At 65.1% G+C, this 17,096-nt stretch carries 14 protein-coding genes; 8 read left to right on the forward strand and 6 right to left on the reverse strand.

All coding sequences use genetic code 11. The features are described from left to right. Positions 1–104 precede the first annotated feature (104 nt). Positions 105–3,479 (forward strand): hybrid sensor histidine kinase/response regulator, encoded by a 3,375-nt coding sequence (locus tag ACQR0W_RS27425; protein WP_316169878.1) that lies wholly within the window; start codon positions 105–107, stop codon positions 3,477–3,479. Beyond that, positions 3,469–4,386, forward strand: coding sequence for a response regulator transcription factor (locus tag ACQR0W_RS27430; RefSeq protein WP_316170080.1), 918 nt, complete (start codon positions 3,469–3,471; stop codon positions 4,384–4,386). The genes ACQR0W_RS27425 and ACQR0W_RS27430 overlap by 11 nt, the downstream gene beginning before the upstream one ends. Before the next feature lie 217 nt (positions 4,387–4,603). Here the strand turns inward: ACQR0W_RS27430 and ACQR0W_RS27435 are convergent, their stop codons facing one another. Together ACQR0W_RS27435 and ACQR0W_RS27440 are read right to left on the reverse strand one after the other, a co-directional pair. After that, entirely contained in the window at positions 4,604–6,106 is a 1,503-nt protein-coding gene (locus ACQR0W_RS27435; protein ID WP_316169879.1) for a flavin-containing monooxygenase, read from the reverse strand. Between the two features lie 110 nt (positions 6,107–6,216). Then, the gene (locus ACQR0W_RS27440; protein WP_409998635.1) at positions 6,217–6,987 is read right to left on the reverse strand and encodes a S1 family peptidase; all 771 of its coding nucleotides are present in this window, start codon (positions 6,985–6,987) and stop codon (positions 6,217–6,219) included. 90 nt (positions 6,988–7,077) lie between these two features. Here ACQR0W_RS27440 and ACQR0W_RS27445 point away from each other — a divergent pair, with 90 nt between their 5' ends. Further along, a complete protein-coding gene (locus ACQR0W_RS27445; RefSeq protein WP_315750818.1) occupies positions 7,078–7,713 on the forward strand; it encodes an HAD-IA family hydrolase in 636 nt (211 codons plus the stop codon). A gap of 89 nt (positions 7,714–7,802) precedes the next feature. Here ACQR0W_RS27445 and mtnA read toward each other — a convergent pair whose 3' ends face one another. From mtnA to ACQR0W_RS27460, 3 genes are all read right to left on the reverse strand, one after another. Next, entirely contained in the window at positions 7,803–8,909 is a 1,107-nt protein-coding gene (mtnA, locus tag ACQR0W_RS27450) for an S-methyl-5-thioribose-1-phosphate isomerase (protein WP_315750817.1), read from the reverse strand. A gap of 12 nt (positions 8,910–8,921) precedes the next feature. Next, positions 8,922–9,797 (reverse strand): S-methyl-5'-thioadenosine phosphorylase, encoded by an 876-nt coding sequence (locus ACQR0W_RS27455; RefSeq protein ID WP_316169880.1) that lies wholly within the window; start codon positions 9,795–9,797, stop codon positions 8,922–8,924. A gap of 90 nt (positions 9,798–9,887) precedes the next feature. Then, positions 9,888–10,160 (reverse strand): phosphopantetheine-binding protein, encoded by a 273-nt coding sequence (locus tag ACQR0W_RS27460; protein WP_315717167.1) that lies wholly within the window; start codon positions 10,158–10,160, stop codon positions 9,888–9,890. Between the two features lie 342 nt (positions 10,161–10,502). Between ACQR0W_RS27460 and ACQR0W_RS27465 the strand changes: the two genes are divergently transcribed. Genes ACQR0W_RS27465 through ACQR0W_RS27475 form a run of 3 tightly spaced genes read left to right on the forward strand, consistent with a single transcriptional unit; the run spans position 10,503 to position 13,655 of the window. Further along, positions 10,503–11,729 (forward strand): acyl-CoA dehydrogenase family protein, encoded by a 1,227-nt coding sequence (locus ACQR0W_RS27465; protein WP_316169881.1) that lies wholly within the window; start codon positions 10,503–10,505, stop codon positions 11,727–11,729. A gap of 42 nt (positions 11,730–11,771) precedes the next feature. After that, positions 11,772–12,734, forward strand: coding sequence for an amino acid--[acyl-carrier-protein] ligase (locus ACQR0W_RS27470; RefSeq protein ID WP_316169882.1), 963 nt, complete (start codon positions 11,772–11,774; stop codon positions 12,732–12,734). A 39-nt stretch (positions 12,735–12,773) separates the two neighbouring features. After that, positions 12,774–13,655, forward strand: coding sequence for an acyl-CoA acyltransferase (locus ACQR0W_RS27475; protein ID WP_316169883.1), 882 nt, complete (start codon positions 12,774–12,776; stop codon positions 13,653–13,655). A gap of 1 nt (position 13,656) precedes the next feature. Here ACQR0W_RS27475 and ACQR0W_RS27480 read toward each other — a convergent pair whose 3' ends face one another. Next, on the reverse strand, positions 13,657–14,541 hold the full coding sequence (locus tag ACQR0W_RS27480) for a branched-chain amino acid aminotransferase (protein WP_316169884.1): 885 nt from the start codon (positions 14,539–14,541) through the stop codon (positions 13,657–13,659). Between the two features lie 141 nt (positions 14,542–14,682). Here ACQR0W_RS27480 and ACQR0W_RS27485 point away from each other — a divergent pair, with 141 nt between their 5' ends. Beyond that, positions 14,683–15,639 carry an alpha/beta hydrolase gene (locus tag ACQR0W_RS27485; protein ID WP_315750809.1) on the forward strand — a complete coding sequence of 319 codons (957 nt, stop codon included), beginning with the start codon at positions 14,683–14,685 and terminating at the stop codon, positions 15,637–15,639. Positions 15,640–15,789: 150 nt separating this feature from the next. Then, complete coding sequence (locus ACQR0W_RS27490) at positions 15,790–17,094, forward strand: O-acetylhomoserine aminocarboxypropyltransferase/cysteine synthase family protein (RefSeq protein WP_315750808.1); 1,305 nt, start codon at positions 15,790–15,792, stop codon at positions 17,092–17,094. Positions 17,095–17,096 lie beyond the last annotated feature (2 nt).

Here is a 17,096-nt window from a genome sequence, read left to right on the forward strand (position 1 = left end):
GATTGCGTATACTGCACCGCAAAAGCGCGACGTAGGCTCTGCGTAAGTCTTGCGAGGGGCAGGACGAGCGTGCGGACAAGCGCTCGCGGGTGAGGAGTTCGAGAGTGGCAGGGCGGCAGCGGATCGACCGCGTCAGGCGCCAATACAACCAGTGGGTCGCCAACCAGACGTTGGAGGACTATGCGCTCCGTTTCACGGCCAAGAGCGCACGGCGCTGGTCGGCCGCCCGCGTCGCCAACACCGCGCTGGGCGCGATCTCGTTCCTCGCACTCGAGGCCATCGGCGGCACCATTACGCTGAACTATGGCGTCACCAACGCGACCGCCGCGATCCTGGTCGCCAGCGTCATCATCTTCTGTTGCGGCCTGCCGATCGCCTATCATGCGGCCAAATGCGGCATCGACATCGACCTGCTGACCCGCGGCGCCGGCTTCGGCTATATCGGCTCGACCGTCACCTCGCTGATCTACGCGTCGTTCACCTTCATCTTCTTCGCCATCGAGGCGGTCATCCTGGCTTCGGCGCTGGAGATGTGCTTCGGCATTCCCCGGCCGATCGGCTATCTCATCAGCGCCGTCGTCATCATCCCGCTCGTCACCTACGGCATCACCCTGATCAGTCGCTTCCAGCTATGGACGCAACCGCTATGGGTCGTGCTGCACATCCTGCCCTTTGCCGCAATCGCCTATGCCAGCCCGCACTCCTTTGTCGAATGGCAGCAGTTTCCCGGCGAGCACGGCGATCCCATGGGCCATCTCGATCTGGCGCTGTTCGGGACCGCGGCGGCGGTCGTGTTCTCGCTGGTCGCCCAGATCGGCGAGCAGGTCGACTTCCTGCGCTTCCTGCCGCGCGACAGCCGCACATCGAAGCGTTCGTGGTGGATCGCGCTGCTGTCGGCCGGACCTGGCTGGATCGTGCTCGGGGCACTGAAGCTACTGGCAGGCTCGTTCCTCGCCTTCTTCGCGCTGAGCCACGGAGTCTCCGCCGACCACGCCGCCGAACCCGCGCACATGTATCTGGAGGCGTTCCGCTATGTCTTGGCCCGGCCGGACCTGGCGCTTGCGTTGACCGGCACCTTCGTGATCGTCTCCCAGATCAAGATCAACGTCACCAATGCCTATGCCGGCTCGATCGCCTGGTCGAACTTCTTCTCCCGCCTGACCCACAGCCACCCCGGCCGCGTGGTCTGGCTGGTGTTCAACGTCGTCGTCGCGCTGCTGCTGATGGAGATCGGCGTCTACAAGGCGCTGGAGCAAACGCTGGCGCTGTACTCCAACATCGCGATCTCCTGGGTCGGCGCGCTGGTCGCCGACCTCGTGATCAACAAGCCGCTGGGCCTGCGCCCGCCGCAGATGGAGTTCAAGCGAGCCCATCTCTACGACATCAACCCGGTCGGTGTCGGCGCGATGACGATCGCGACGATCGTCTCGATCAGCGCCTTCTATGGCCTGTTCGGGCCGACCGGAAAGGCGCTGTCGACCTTCGTCGCGCTCGGCGTCGCGCTCGTCACCGCGCCTACGATCGCCTATCTGACCGACGGCAAATACTATCTGGCACGCAAGCCAAAGCGGAGCTGGCAGAACATCGAGCGGATCCAATGCTGCATCTGTGAGCATCACTTCGAACCGGAGGATACCGCCTCCTGCCCGGCCTATGCCGGTCCGATCTGCTCGCTGTGCTGCTCGCTCGACGCCCGCTGCCACGACCTGTGCAAGCCGCACGCGCGGGCCCAGGCTCAGGTCGCAGCGGCGCTCAGCGGCATGCTGCCAGAGTCGTTGCTGGCTAAGTTCAACTCGCAGCTCGGCCATTATGTCGGTGTATTTCTGACATCGGCCGGGCTCGTCGCGCTGACGCTCGGCATGATCTATCTGGAGACGTCCGCAGCGCTGCCGGGCTTCAAGGGCATCATCTCCGATGTGCTGTGGAAGGTGTTCTTCGCCCTGTCCATCATCATCGGCGTGGTGACCTGGCTGTTCGTGCTGGCGCAGCAGAGCCGTCGGGCCGCCGAGGCCGAGACGCGCCGGCAGACGCAGCTGTTGATTCAGGAGATCGAGGCGCACAAGCGCACTGACGCAGAGCTGCAACGCGCCAAGGAGGTGGCGGAGTCGGCCAATCTCGCCAAGAGCCGCTATGTCGTCGGCCTCAGCCATGAGCTGCGCTCGCCGCTGAACGCGATCTCCGGCTATGCGCAACTGCTCGAGCAGGACACGAGCCTTGCGCCGAAGCCGCGGGACCAGGTCCGCGTCGTCCGCCGCAGCGCCGATCATCTGTCCGGCCTGATCGACGGCATTCTCGATATTTCCAAGATCGAGGCCGGGCGGCTGTATCTGTCGCGCGACGAGGTCCGTCTCAGCGAATTCCTGGATCAGCTCGTGGGCATGTTCCGATTGCAAGCTGCGGCGAAGGGCGTCGACTTCGTGTTCAAGCGGCCTGCCGTGCTGCCGCTGGTCGTCTATGCCGACGAGAAGCGGCTGCGCCAGATCCTGATCAACCTGCTGTCGAATGCCATCAAATTCACTGGGGAAGGCAGCGTCCAGTTCGTCGTGCATTATCGGAGCCCGGTGGCCGAATTCGAGGTGATCGACACCGGTCCGGGCATCCAGCCTGACGATCTGGAGCGCATCTTCGCGCCCTTCGAGCGCGGCGCGCTCGGGGTTGCGCAGCCGCAGACAGGTACGGGGCTCGGCCTGACGATCAGCCGTCTGCTCGCCGGCGTCATGGGCGGCGACATCAAGGTCGTGAGCAAAGTCGGCGCGGGCAGCACGTTCAAGGTCAAGATCCTGCTGTCGGAGGTCACCAACCCGACACGGCATCCACCGGTGAAGGCGCCGGTGGCCGGCTATCTCGGGCCGCGCAGGACGATTCTGATCACCGACGATGATCCTGTGCATCGCGACCTCCTGCGCGAGGTGCTGACGCCGCTCGGCTTCATCCTGCTGAGCGCGCCCGACGGTCCCGCCTGCCTCGCGCTTGCACAACATTGCCAGCCGGATCTGTTCGTTCTGGACATCTCGATGCCCGGCATGGACGGCTGGACAGTGGCCGAGACCTTGCGCAACAGCGGTCATCATCAGGCCCGGATCCTGATGACATCTGCGAGCGCGCTCGAAGCGCACGGCCGGCCGTTGGCGCAACCATTTCACGACAGCTACCTGATGAAGCCGATCGACATCCCAAGGCTGCTGGAGGCGATACGTCAATTGCTGAAGCTCGAATGGAGCTACCAGACCGATATCCCCGTGGTTTCGCCACGCTGGCGGCCGGACACCGGATCCAAGCCCCCGCTCAACTATGTCGAGGAGTTGATGAGCCTCGGCCAGATCGGCTACATCAGGGCCATTCAGCTCAAGCTCGACGAGATCCGCAATGCGCATCCGGAGCATGCCGACTTCGTCGCACATATGCGCACGCTCGTTGACCGCTTCGATCTCGATCAGTACATGGCAACTCTGAAGACCTTGCATGCCTATGAGCACTGACAGCAGGAAGCGTGACGTCGCGCTGGTGGTCGACGACTCGCCAGAAACGCTTCGGCTGCTCACCGACGCGCTGGATAGCGCCGGCATGACCGTGATGGTGGCGCTCGACGGCGCGGCCGCGATGCGCATCGTCGACCAGATCACGCCGGACATCATCCTGCTCGACGCGGTCATGCCGGGCATGGACGGCTTCGAAACGTGCCGCAAGCTGAAGCGCGAGGCCGGCCTCTCCAACGTCCCCGTGATCTTCATGACCGGGCTCGCCGATACCGAGCATATCGTGAAAGGATTGGAGGCCGGCGGCGTCGATTACGTCACCAAGCCCATCGCGGTCTCGGAAATGCTGGCGCGCATCCGCGTGCATCTCGCGAACGCCCGGATGACGCAGAGCGCGCGCGCCGCACTCGATGTCTCCGGCCGCTTCCTGCTTGCCGTCAACCGTGAGGGACGGCTGATGTGGGCAACGCCGCAGGCGCAGAAGCTGCTGTCGGACAGTCTTGGCACCGCCGACGACGTCGTGCTGCCGGAGGCGCTGCGGCTGTGGCTGGATCAGGCGCAGAACGGCAAGGGCGGTGCAAAGGCCGCCGCTTCGATCCCGGATCATCCCGAACTGCGCCTCTACTACATGGGCGGAGCCGGGCCCAACGAGTTCCTGCTGCGGCTCGCCAAGGAGTCCTCCGGTGAGCTGCCCAAGGAGTTCTCCAGCGAGTTCGGTCTCACCACGCGCGAGGGCGAGGTGCTGTCATGGCTCTCCAAGGGCAAGACCAACCGCGACATCGCGCAGATTCTGGGACTGAGTCCGCGCACGGTCGACAAGCACCTCGAGCAGATCTACGCCAAGCTCGGCGTCGAGAACCGCACCGCCGCCGCGGCGGTCGCGACGGGGGTGACGCGGCGGGAGGGATGAGGCGGGCCGACCAGCGTGCCCCAACCATCACTGCCGTCCCGCGCAAGCTCTGCGGCGCGAAGCGCCGGCGTGCGCCGACCCGGGACCGATACCGCGTGATGCTGCTTGAGGCGGGACGAAAGTTGACGTTGTGCCCAACACACCTGCCGGTGGCTATGGATCCCCGCTTTCGCGGGGACGACGCCGTCTTCGGAGCGGCACACCGGCCGTCAAAAGCTCACCCATACACGAACGCCGGATCATCCAGATCGATTGCCGGGATCTGGTCCTTCTCGCTCCAATAGTCCTGGCTGTGCTGCCACTCCGGCTTATCGCCGCGCTTGGGCAGCAGGTGCATGTTGCGCATCATGTAGCCGGGGTTGAAGTTCTCCGGGTCGATCCATGGCAGCAGCGGCATGTTGTGATCCTCCGGGCGCAACGCCGGCACGACCTTGCTCACGCCTTTTTCCTTCATGTGCGCGAGCAGGCGGCACACGAAATCCGCGACGAGGTCCGTGCGCAACGTCCAACTGGCGCGGAAATAGCCGAACACCCAGGCCAGGTTCGGCACGCCGGTGAACATCATGCCGCGATAGGTCACGGTGTCGGCGAAGTCGAGCGGCTTGCCGTTAATGGAGAATGCGATATCGCCGAGCACGCAAAGATCGAAGCCGGTCGCGGTGACGATGATGTCGGCCTTGAGCTCGTCGCCGGACTTCAGCTTGATGCCGTCTTGCGTGAACCGCTCGATCTCGTCGGTCACGACCGAAGCCTTTCCGCTCTTGATGCCTTCGAACAGGTCGGCGTCCGGTACGAAGGCGATGCGCTGCCGCCACGGACGGTAGCTCGGCGTGAAGTGCTTGGCGGTGTAGTCGGGTCCGAGGATGGCGCTGATCTGGCCGATCAGCTCCTTCTTCACCTGGTCTGGCTCGGTCAGGCAGCGCTTGGTGAACCAATCCTGTTCGAACAGGATCTTGCGCCTGACGATCTCATGGATCCATTCCTCCTTCACCTGCAGTCTCCGCAGCTCCTCGGCCAGCTCGATCGCATTGCGGCCGATGCGGAAGTAGGTCGGCGAGCGCTGCAGCATGGTCACGTGTGCGCATTGGCCCGCGATCGATGGCAGGATGGTCGCGGCGGTCGCACCGGAGCCGATGACCACGACCTGCTTGCCCGTGAGATCGAGATCCTCGGGCCACACCTGCGGATGCACGATGCGGCCCTTGAACTCCGCCATGTCCGGCCACTCCGGCGTGTAGCCCTTCGAGTGGCGGTAGTAGCCCTGGCACATCCAGAGGAAATTCGTTGTAAAGGTGGCGGGCTGCTGATCCCTGCCCTTCACCGCCTGCACCGTCCAGAGACCGGTCGCGCTCGACCAGCTCGCCGACACGATGCGGTGGCCATAGCGAATGTGCCGGCCGAGATCGTTCTCCTCGATCACGTCACCCATGTATTTGAGGATCTCTTCCGCGGTCGCGATCGGCGGCCCGACCCATGGCTTGAAGCTGTAGCCGAACGTATGCAGGTCGCTGTCGGAGCGGATGCCGGGATAGCGGTGCGTCCGCCAGGTGCCGCCGAAGCTGTCCTGGCTCTCCAGGATCACGAAACGCTTGTCGGGCATCTGCCTGCTCAGCTGATAGGCGCTGCCGATGCCGGAGATGCCGGCGCCGACGATCAGCACGTCGAAGTGTTCGGTCGCGTGCGAGGACGCGGCCTCCCGGATGGGCGCGATGACGTTCATGTGAGTCCCTGGGCTTTGGTCTTGATGGTGTTTCCTCGCGTGACAGGCTGAACCCGATCACGACGATGGTCAACCCGCGACGGCGAGCCTCAACCCAGCCCTGAACGATCTCAATTTCCGCTGAGCGGCATGCCCCATTGCCGCGCGATTTGTGCGACCCAATCGCGATATAGCGTGAGCGGCGTGACGCCGGTCATGCCGCCGCAGCCGGCGCCGAGATTCGGTCCGGTCGACCATGAGATGACGCCGATCAGCACCTGACCCCGCGGCTGCGTCTCGAACGCAGGGCCGCCGGAGTCGCCGGTACATCCGCCCAGTCCGGACCGCGCGCCTTGCGTCGCCGGATCGACCAGCCGGATCTGCAACGTGCCTGGCTTGCCCGTCGCAACCAACGCAGCCCCACGCACCACGCCGCCGCTCTTGCCGTCGCCGGGAATCGCGACGCCGATCCCCGCGACCGTGAACGCGTTGCCGGCGGCAAGCGGCGGCTGCGGCACGCCGAGCGCCACCGGCACGCGCGCCTCCGCGGGCGCCTCCAATTCCAGCAGTGCGACATCGGCGGTGGCGCGATGCGCCAGAATGGCCTGCACGCTGAAGCTCGGATGCACCGCCACCCTCCGGACCGTCTTGAGAACCGGCTTGCGGTCACGATCGTATTCCACGATGCGGTAATCGAGCCCCGGCTGCACGCAATGTCCGGCGGTCAGCACCAGCTTCGGAGCAATCAGCGCGCCGCTGCAAAAATTGCCGCGCGAGCCGACGATCGTGACCACGGAGCGGCCGATGCCGTCATTCAGCGCCGGCGCGTTGCCGACGATGGCAAGGATTGGCGATGGCGCCAGCAGGACGGCGGCTGCAATGATTGCGTGAGACGGCTTCATCGCGGCAGCAATAGCGGCTGCCGCCGAGGTCGCCAAGTGCGGCGTCCCGTGCTAGCGATCATCCAGGGATCGAGGGAGGACGGGACTGACATGGTCGAGGCGGTGATCTTTGATTTCGGTGGCGTGATGACGACATCGCCGTTCGAGGCATTCGCGCGGTTCGAGAAGGAGCGCGGCTATCCCGTCGACATCATCCGCAACACCAATGCCGCCAACCATCTCGAGAACGCCTGGGCGAAATTCGAGCGCGCCGAAATCGACCTCGAGACGTTTGATAGGTTGTTTGCCGAGGAGTCGCTGGCACTCGGTGGCGCAGCGGTCAGCGGGCGCGAGGTGCTGCCGCTGCTCGCCGGCGATCTCCGGCCCGACATGGTCGAGGCGCTCCGACGCATCAAGGCGGAATGCAAGACCGGCTGCATCACCAACAATCTCCCGGCGAACGCAACCGGCAGCCAGGGCGGCCGCTCGTTGTACGTCGCGGAGGTGATGGTGCTGTTCGATCACGTGATCGAATCGGCCAAGATCGGGCTGCGCAAGCCCGATCCCCGGATCTACCAGATGATGACCGAGACGCTCGGAGTCAGCCCCGCGGACTGCGTCTACCTCGACGATCTCGGCATCAACCTGAAGCCGGCGCGCGAGATGGGCATGACCACGATCAAGGTCGTCAGCGCATCGCAGGCGATCGCGGAGCTGGAAGCGGCGACGGGATTGAGCCTGCGCTGATCGTCATTGCGCGGCGAACTTGCGCCGAAGCAATCCGGAGGCTTCGTGGGATTCTTGATTGCGTCGCTGCGCTCGCAACGACGCTGATCTCAATAGTTCGTCTGTTTGGCCCGCTCCGGAAAAGCCGCCGCCAGTGCTGCGCCGTCGGCCCGCAGCACGCCACGCTCGGTGATCAGCCCGCTCACCAGCCGGGCCGGGGTGACGTCGAAGCCGTAGTTCGCGACTGGCGATCCCGGCGGCACGATGCGCACGGTCTCGATGCGGCCGTCGGCGGTGCGGCCGGTCATCTCGGTCACTTCCTGCGCACTGCGCTGTTCGATCGGGATCTGCCGTCCCTCGGCAACGGCAAAGTCGATCGTGGGCGACGGCAGCGCGACATAGAACGGCACACCATTGTCATGCGCGGCCAGCGCCTTCAGATAGGTGCCGATCTTGTTGCAGACGTCGCCATTGGCGGCGACGCGGTCGGTGCCGACGATGGCGAGATCGACCATCCCATGCTGCATGAGATGGCCGCCGGTGTTGTCCGGGATGACGGTATGCGCCACGCCGTGATGCCCGAGTTCCCAGGCAGTCAGCGAGGCGCCCTGATTGCGCGGCCGGGTCTCGTCGACCCAGACATGGATCGGAATGTCGCGATCGTGCGCGAGATAGATCGGCGCGGTCGCCGTGCCCCAATCAACGGTCGCAAGCCAGCCGGCATTGCAGTGGGTCAGCACGTTCACGACTTCGCCCGGCTTCTTGCGCGCCGCGGCCGCCTCGATCAGCGCGAAGCCGTGCGCGGCGATGCCCTGGTTGATCGTGACGTCCTCGCCGGCAATGTCGACGGCGCGGGAATAGGCCGCATCGCGACGCTCCGACGGCGCCAGCCGGCGCAGCATGGTGCTCATCGTGTCGAGCGCCCATTTCAGGTTGATCGCCGTCGGCCGCGTCGCGATCAGCATCTGGTAGGCGCGGTCGATGCCGGGATCGGAGCGGTCGTCGCGCATCGCCAGCGCCATGCCGAACGCGGCGGTAGCGCCGATGAGCGGCGCACCGCGGACCAGCATGCCGCGGATCGCGTCAGCGGCCTCCTCGCATGTCGTGATCTTCGCCACCACGAACTCGTGCGGCAATCGGCGCTGATCGATCGCGCAGACCGACCAGCCGTCGGAGTCGAGCCAGATGCTGCGATAGTGCCGGCCGTCCACCTTCATGTTCGATCCCCCTCAGCCGCGCAAGATACGGCCTGCGACCGCATCGAGCTTCTTCAGAAGCTCGGGATCGCGCGCCTCCGGCGCAGTGATCAAGGCTGTGTCGAGCGCACGGTCGGAGCCGATCGGGCACGGTTCGTGCTCGCGCGGAAACTCGCGGGCGAGCCGCGAGACCAGTGATTTGGCCTTGTCGGCGTTGGTGGTGAGCACGCGAATGATGTCCTGCACGGTAACGGCGTCATGATCCGGATGCCAGCAGTCGAAGTCGGTCACCATTGCGACCGTCGCGTAACAGATCTCGGCCTCGCGGGCGAGCTTCGCCTCCGGCATGTTGGTCATGCCGATCACCGAATAGCCTGACGCCTTGTAGGTCATGCTCTCGGCATAGGTCGAGAATTGCGGCCCCTCCATGCAGACATAGGTGCCGCCGCGCACGATCGCGATGCCTTCCGCCTCGGCCGCCGCCGCCAGATGAATGCGCAACCGCGGCGAAACCGGATGCGCCATCGACACGTGGGCGACGCACCCCTTGCCGAAAAACGAGCTCTCGCGCTTGTAGGTGCGATCGACGAACTGATCGACCAGCACGAAAGTGCCCGGCGGGAGCTCTTCCTTGAACGAGCCGCAGGCCGACAGCGACACCAAGTCGGTGACGCCAGCGCGCTTCAGCACGTCGATGTTGGCGCGATAATTGATGTCGGAGGGAGACAGCCGGTGTCCCTTGTCATGGCGCGGCAGGAACACGATCGGCAGGCCCGCGATCGTCCCCCGGCGTACCGGCGCCGACGGCTCACCCCAGGGGCTCGCGATCACCTCTTCGCGGGCATCTTCCAGTCCCGGCAGATCATAGATGCCCGAGCCGCCGATAATGCCAAGCACAGCCTTCGTCATGACGTCCCCATCTCCAACCGAGACGAGAATGCCAGCTTTGCGACGAATTGAAAACAGCGACGCGGTGATCCGTGGGGCGTGGCAACTGGATCAGGCGGCCTTCGCTGCCGCCAGCTGACCGCTCACCAGACGCTCCAGCGTGGCGACAGACTGGAAGTTCTCCGGCGTGATCAGCTCCTGCGGAATGGTGAAATCGAACTCCGCCTCAAGCGCCAGCATCAGGTTGACCATGTCCATGGACGTCAGCCCGATGTCGACGAGCTTTGCATCCGCCGTCACGTCGGCGGCCGTGGCGTTCTGCGCGAGGATATCGCGCACGAGCGCCACGATCCTGTGACTGACATCGACATCGAAACTCGGCATGGGGACCTCTTCACTCGCGGCTTGTTCGGGCACGTCGAATCTGATCGACGCTCGCGCAGGGAGATAATGCAATTCGGCGTCGAAAGAGTTACGCCGCATCCCGTTCCAAGTCTGAACTCGTCTTAACGCTAACGGCTTGGTCCAGAATTCTCGGACCAAAACAACCAGGAATTAACCCCCACCCGTCGATGGCGCGGCGTTTACCCTGAATTTCGTCGACGTATTTGAATCAAATCCATACCCTGCGTGCAGCCCAAAGAAGGCGCAGTGCATCTGTCCTGATCTTGCGAGGACGCACGTGCCGATCTCTCAACGAGACAAAATCCGGAGTATCGATCGGTCATGACTCTCCAGGGAACCGCGCTTCGAAACCCGATCCCCGACGACGGCGAGAGCCTCCTGCTCGATCGCAGCGACCTGTTCCTGCAGCGGACCGCCGCTGTTGCCGCGCGGGCCGCCGCGGAAGCCGACGAGGTCGACCGTGACGGCCGCTTCCCCAAGGCCGCAATCGATGCGTCACGCGAGCACAAGCTGCTCGGGATGCAGATTCCGGTCGAGTTCGGTGGCTTCGGTGCCTCGATTCACGACATTGCCGATGCCTGCTATGCGCTCGGCCGCGCCTGCGCCTCCAGCGCCATGATCTTCGCCATGCACCAGACCAAGGTCGCCTGCCTCGTGCGTCACGGCCGCGGCAGCGCCTACATGGAATCCCTGATGCGCCGTATCGCATCCGAGCAGCTGCTGATGGCCTCGTCCACCACCGAGGGACAGAACGGCGGCAACATCCGCGCAAGCGCTGCGGCCGTCGGCCACGAGAATGGCCGCATCTCGCTGAAGCGCGACGCCACGGTCATCTCCTATGGCGCGGAAGCCGATGGCCTCGTCACGATTGCACGGCGCGCCGACGGCGCCGCCGCCTCCGATCAGGTGCTGCTGGCGCTGACCAGGGAAGACTACACGATCTCGCGCACCCTTGGCTGGGAAACGCTGGGCATGCGCGGCACCTGCTCAACAGGATTCGCGCTCGAGGTGAGTTGTCCCTCCGACCGCATGTTCACCGAGCCCTATGAGCGCATCCACGGCCAGACGATGACGCCGTTCGCACATCTGTGCTGGTCGTCGGCCTGGGCCGGCATCGCTGCGGCTGCCGTGGAGCGCGCTCAGCGCTTCCTGCGCAAGGCCGCACGCGGCGCCGGCGGACAGATGCCGCCGGCAGCTGCGCATTACACCGCGGCGAAGATGGCGCTGGCCCGGCTGCGCGCAATGATCGTCACCAACATGGATGCCTTCGTCGCCCATGAGTATGACGAGCGGGCGCTGGGTTCGCTCGACTTCCAATCCTCCATCACGCTGTTGAAGGTGCAGGCCTCTGAACTTGCCGTCGAGACCGTGATGCATGCCATGCGCGCCTGCGGTCTCTCGGGCTATCGCAACGACGGCGAGTTCTCGATCGGCCGCCACCTGCGCGACGTTCTGTCGGCGCCGATCATGATCAACAACGACCGTATTCTCGCAAACATTGCCACGGCCAACTTGATGAGCACGGTACCGACTTCGCTCCATGAATGATCGCGCCGCTTGCAGCCATTGCCTCCACCCAGGATTTGCACAATGACGATTCCCGTTCTCCCGCAGTCGCCCGAGATTGCACCCCAGCCGGCCGACGCGCTCGATCATCTGACCGGCGCGCTGTTCCATCGCATGGGCGCGGATGGAGTCTATGCGCGGACCGCGCTGTATGAAGGCGTGGTGGAGCGGCTCGCGACGCTCATCACGCGGCATCGCGAGCCCGGCACGGAGGTCATGCGCTTTCCGCCCGTCATGAGCCGCGCCCAGCTCGAAAAGTCGGGCTATCTGAAGAGTTTCCCCAACCTGCTCGGCTGCGTCTGCGGCCTGCACGGCACCGAGCGGGACATCCATGAAGCCGTGGCACGGTTCGACAAGGGCGGCGACTGGACCACCTCATTGTCACCAGCCGACCTCGTGCTGTCGCCCGCGGCCTGCTATCCGGTCTATCCGATCGCGGCGAGCCGCGGCGCGCTGCCGGTCGGCGGCCTGCGCTTCGACGTCGCAGCCGATTGCTTCCGCCGCGAGCCGTCGCGTCATCTCGACCGCCTGCAGTCGTTCCGGATGCGCGAATATGTCTGTATCGGCACGCCCGACGACGTCTCGGCATTCCGCGACCGCTGGATGGTAAAGGCACAGGCGATTGCGCGCGATCTCGGCCTGTCGTTCCGCGTCGATCATGCCAGCGACCCGTTCTTCGGCCGCGTCGGCCAGATGAAGGCGGTCAGCCAGAAGCAGCAGGCGCTGAAATTCGAGCTGCTGGTGCCGTTGCGCTCTGAGGAGCAGCCGACCGCCTGCATGAGCTTCAACTATCATCGCGAGCATTTCGGCACCACCTGGGGCATCGACGATGCCGACGGTGCGCCGGCGCACACCGGTTGCGTGGCCTTCGGCATGGACCGCCTGGCAGTCGCGCTGTTCCACACCCACGGCATCGATCCGGCGCGCTGGCCGTCGCGCGTGCGGGAAGCGCTGCAGTTCGAGCGCCAGGCAAGCACCGTCGGCTGACGCCACCAAGCCGCCGGCGAGGGATCGGCAGACCATCTCATGAGCGCGCTCCAGCCACCGATCCGGTGCCGCGAGATCGGAGCCTCCGATCTGGACGCGGTCGCCGATCTCTTGGCGCGCGGCTTTCCCCGGCGCCCCCGCCGCTATTGGTCGAGCGGCCTGCAGCGGCAGGCCGCGCGCCCGACGCCCGAGGGCTATCCGCGCTACGGCTACCTGCTCGAGCAGGGCGGCAATGCGGTCGGCGTCCTGCTGCTGATCTACAGCAATCGAGGCACACCAGCGCAGCCCCGGATCTGGTGCAATCTCTCGAGCTGGTATGTCGAGCCGGCGTTTCGCAACTACGCGACGATGCTCACCGCGATCGCCCAGCGGCGGGCCGAGGTCACCTACGTCAACATCAGCGCCGCTCGCCGGACCTGGCCGATCATCGAGGCTCAGGGGTTTCGTGCCTATTGTCACGGCCTGTTGTTTTCCGTTCCGGTGCTCTCCGCTGCGGGCCAGGGCGCTCGAGTCCAACAGGTCGCGGCAGACGCGCGCGCTGTAGACGGCATTCCATCCGACGAAGCGGATCTGCTGATCCGCCACGCCCGCCATGGCTGTCTCAGCATCGTGGTCAGGTCGAAGCAGAGCAGCATTCCCCTGGTGCTGCAGCAGGCGCGCATCCGGCAAGGACGGTTCGCACTGCCCGCCATGCAGCTGATCTATTGCCGCGACATCTCAGACTATGTCGCCTGCGCCGGCGCCGTCGGCCGTTTCCTGCTGCTGCGGGGCCGCGTGTCCGTCATCGTCGACGCCAACGGACCGGTCGCCGGGCTGTACGGCGTCTACACCGAACGCCGCGGCCGCAAGTACATCAAGGGGCCGCAGCCGGCGCGGCTCGGCGATCTCAGCGACACCGAGCTTCCGATCTACGGGTCCTGACCTATGCCGCCCTGGCCTGGTGCGCATAGTCCCAGTACAGCCTGCGCGCACGGCTGAACACCGGACCGATCGGCATCGTCCGCTCGTCGATGCGGATCACCGGCGCGACCTTGGCGAAGTTGCCCGATGAGAATATCTCGTCGGCGTTCAGAAAATCGTCATATCGAAGCGTCGTCTCGACCACACTGACGCCGTCGCCTCGCAGCAATTCGATCACGCGCTGTCGCGTGATCCCGTTGAGGAAGGTTCCGTTCGGCACCGGCGTGAAGACAACGCCATCCTTGACCATGAACACGTTGGCATTGCCGAACTCGGCGACGTTGCCGAGCAGATCCAGCATCAGGCAATTGTTGAAGCCGCGCGAGGCCGCCTCGATCAGCGCGCGCGAATTGTTCGGATAGAGGCACGCCGCCTTGGCGTCGACCGGCGCGCATTCGGCCGTCGGCCGCCGGAACGGCGACAGCGTGATGGCGTTGCCCGTCGGCTGCGGCATCGGCGCCTCATAGATGCACAGGCACCAATTGGTGGTCTCGGGATCGAACAGGACACCACCGCCGGCGCCGTGCTGCGCCCAGTACATCGGGCGGATGTAGAGCTCGGCTCTTGCTGCGAAGCGCGCGACGCCCTCCCGCGCCAGCCCCATCCAGGTCTCGACGTCCACCACGGGTTTGAGCCGGAAATTGATCGCGGACTGATTCACCCGCGCGCAGTGCCGATCGAGATCGGGCGTCACGCCTTCGAATGCGCGCGCCCCGTCGAACACGGTCGATGCGAGCCACGTCGCGTGGGTCCGGACGCCCATGATCGGCGCATTGCCCTCGCGCCATTCGCCGTCGAAGAAGGTCCAGGTCTGCGAGTAACTGACAGGCTTGACAATGTGGGTCATGGCGGCGCTCCCGTTCGGCATCGATCGTATCTGCACTTCTGGCGTGAATATTTTAAGGATTTCCCGGTCGCGACCTGCCGCTCATGATCGATTCACTGCGGATGGGCACAATGCCCGATGCCTTGGTTAACTGGAGCTGTCATGCCGCTCGACCCTCGCGCCCAGCGCCTGCTTTCGATGGTGGCGGCCGTTGTGACGGAAAGCCGGGAGCCTCCGAGTCCCCGGCAACGCCGGCAGTCGCTGGCGAAACTGATGCAGTTCGCGCGCAACGACTGCGGCGCCGCCATCACGCGGGACGGCGATTTCTCCGGTCCCTCCGGGCTGCTTCGTTATCGCCTGTATACGCCTGCAGCAGGCCTGGACGATACCGGGATGCCGCCCGGCTTCGTATACTTTCACGGCGGCGGTCTCGTGGCAGGCAGCATCGACACGCACGACAAGGTCGCCGCCGCGCTTGCCGCCGCCGCCGGCTGCCGGCTGCTCTCGATCGACTACCGTCTCGCTCCCGAGCACACGTTCCCCGCAGCAATCGAGGATGCGATCGCTGCGGTTCACTTCGCCATCGATCACGCGGCCGCGCTCGGCATCGACGGCAATCGCATTGTGATCGGCGGCGATTCCGCGGGCGCCACGCTCGCCGCCGCGGTTTGTCAGCAGGCTGCCGGCAGCACCGGTCTCAGGATCGCGCTGCAATGCCTGATCTGCCCGGTGCTTGATTTTTCCAACCCCTGGCCGTCGCGCGAGTTGTTCGGGACCGGCTATCTGATCGACAGGGCGACCTGGCAGGCCGACCTCGCCGACTATCTGGCCGGCGAGTCCGATGTCGCCAATCCCCTGATATCGCCCTTGTGCCGCGAGACGCTGGCTGGGCTTCCCCCCGCCGTGATCCACACCGCGGAGTTCGATCCGATGCGCGACGAGGGCAATGCCTATGCGGCACGGCTCACGGAGGCCGGCGTCACCGTCGCGCATGTCTGTCACGACGGCATGGTTCACAATTTCCACGCCCTCGGTGCGATCCTGCCGCAGGCGAAGGTCGCACTGGATCTGGTCGGGCAGCAGATCCGGTCGCTCCTGCGTGTCCCTGTTGCGCGCTAATTCGAAGCTCTTCGGCCACATATCGTTAGGGTTATTTCGTCGTTCTTGTCGCGAATTATTGCCCGCTTTACGCCTGCGCTCCTACAACGACACCACTCGCGGAATACGAGCAGCTCGCCGCATTGATCGAAGCGAGCGGGGAGATCGCCGATGCGCAACGAGACGATTGCAATCCACGCCGGCTATGAGCCGGAGGCGACCACCAAGGCCGTCGCGGTTCCGATCTATCAGACCGCCGCCTACGCCTTCGACAGCGCCGATCACGGCGCAGCGCTGTTCAATCTCGAAGCCGAGGGCTATCGCTACAGCCGTATCTCCAATCCGACCACGGCGGTGCTCGAGAAGCGCGTCGCCGAGCTCGAAGGTGGCGTCGGCGCGCTCGCCGTCGGCACCGGGCAGGCGGCACTTCACTTCGCATTCGTCAATCTTGCCGATGGCGGCGGCAACATCGTCTCGGTGCCACAGCTCTACGGCACCACGCACACGCTGCTCGGTCACATCCTGCCGCGCCAGGGCATCACCGGACGCTTTGCCGAAAGCGATGCGTCCGACGCCATCGAGCGTCTCATCGACGAAAACACCAAGGCCGTGTTCGCCGAGACGATCGGCAATCCCGCCGGCAATGTCTGCGACATCGAGGCGCTGGCGAAGGTCGCGCATCGCAACGGCGTGCCGCTGATCGTCGACAACACCGTCGCAACACCGATCCTGCTGCGGCCGTTCGATTACGGCGCCGACATCGCGGTGCATTCGCTGACCAAGTTTCTCGGCGGTCACGGCACGACGCTGGGCGGCATGCTGGTCGACAGCGGCAACTTCCCCTGGAAGGATCACGCCGACCGCTTTCCCGCCTTCACCCAGCCCGACGCGTCCTATCACGGGATGGTCTACACCGATCATTTCGGCCGCAGCGCCTATATCCAGCGCGCGCGCAGCGTCTATCAGCGGACCATGGGCGCGGTGCTGTCGCCGTTCAATGCCTTCCTGCTGCTGCAGGGCATCGAGACGGTCGCGCTGCGCATGGAGCGTCACGTCGAGAATGCACGCAAGGTCGCCGAATTCCTCCGCAACGATCCGCGCGTGGCGTGGGTCAACTACGCCGGCTTCCCCGACAGCTGCTATTATCCCCTGGTCCAGAAATATCTCGACGGTCGGGCGTCGTCGCTGTTCACATTCGGGATCAAGGGCGGCATGGAAGCGGGCAAGGCGTTCTATGACGCCCTGAAGCTCGTCACACGGCTGGTCAATATCGGCGATGCGAAGTCGCTGGCCTGCCATCCCGCATCGACCACGCATCGGCAGATGCCGCCGGACGACCAGCGCAAGGCGGGCGTCCTCCCGGAGACGATCCGGCTGTCGATCGGCATCGAGCACGTCAGCGACATCATCGAGGATCTCGACCAGGCGCTCGCCCAGGCCTGCCCTCGCACGCGTCAGCTGGATGCGGCGGAGTAGAG

Origin of the sequence: Bradyrhizobium sp. HKCCYLRH1034, from assembly GCF_051168375.1 — a bacterium.
GTDB lineage: Bacteria > Pseudomonadota > Alphaproteobacteria > Rhizobiales > Xanthobacteraceae > Bradyrhizobium.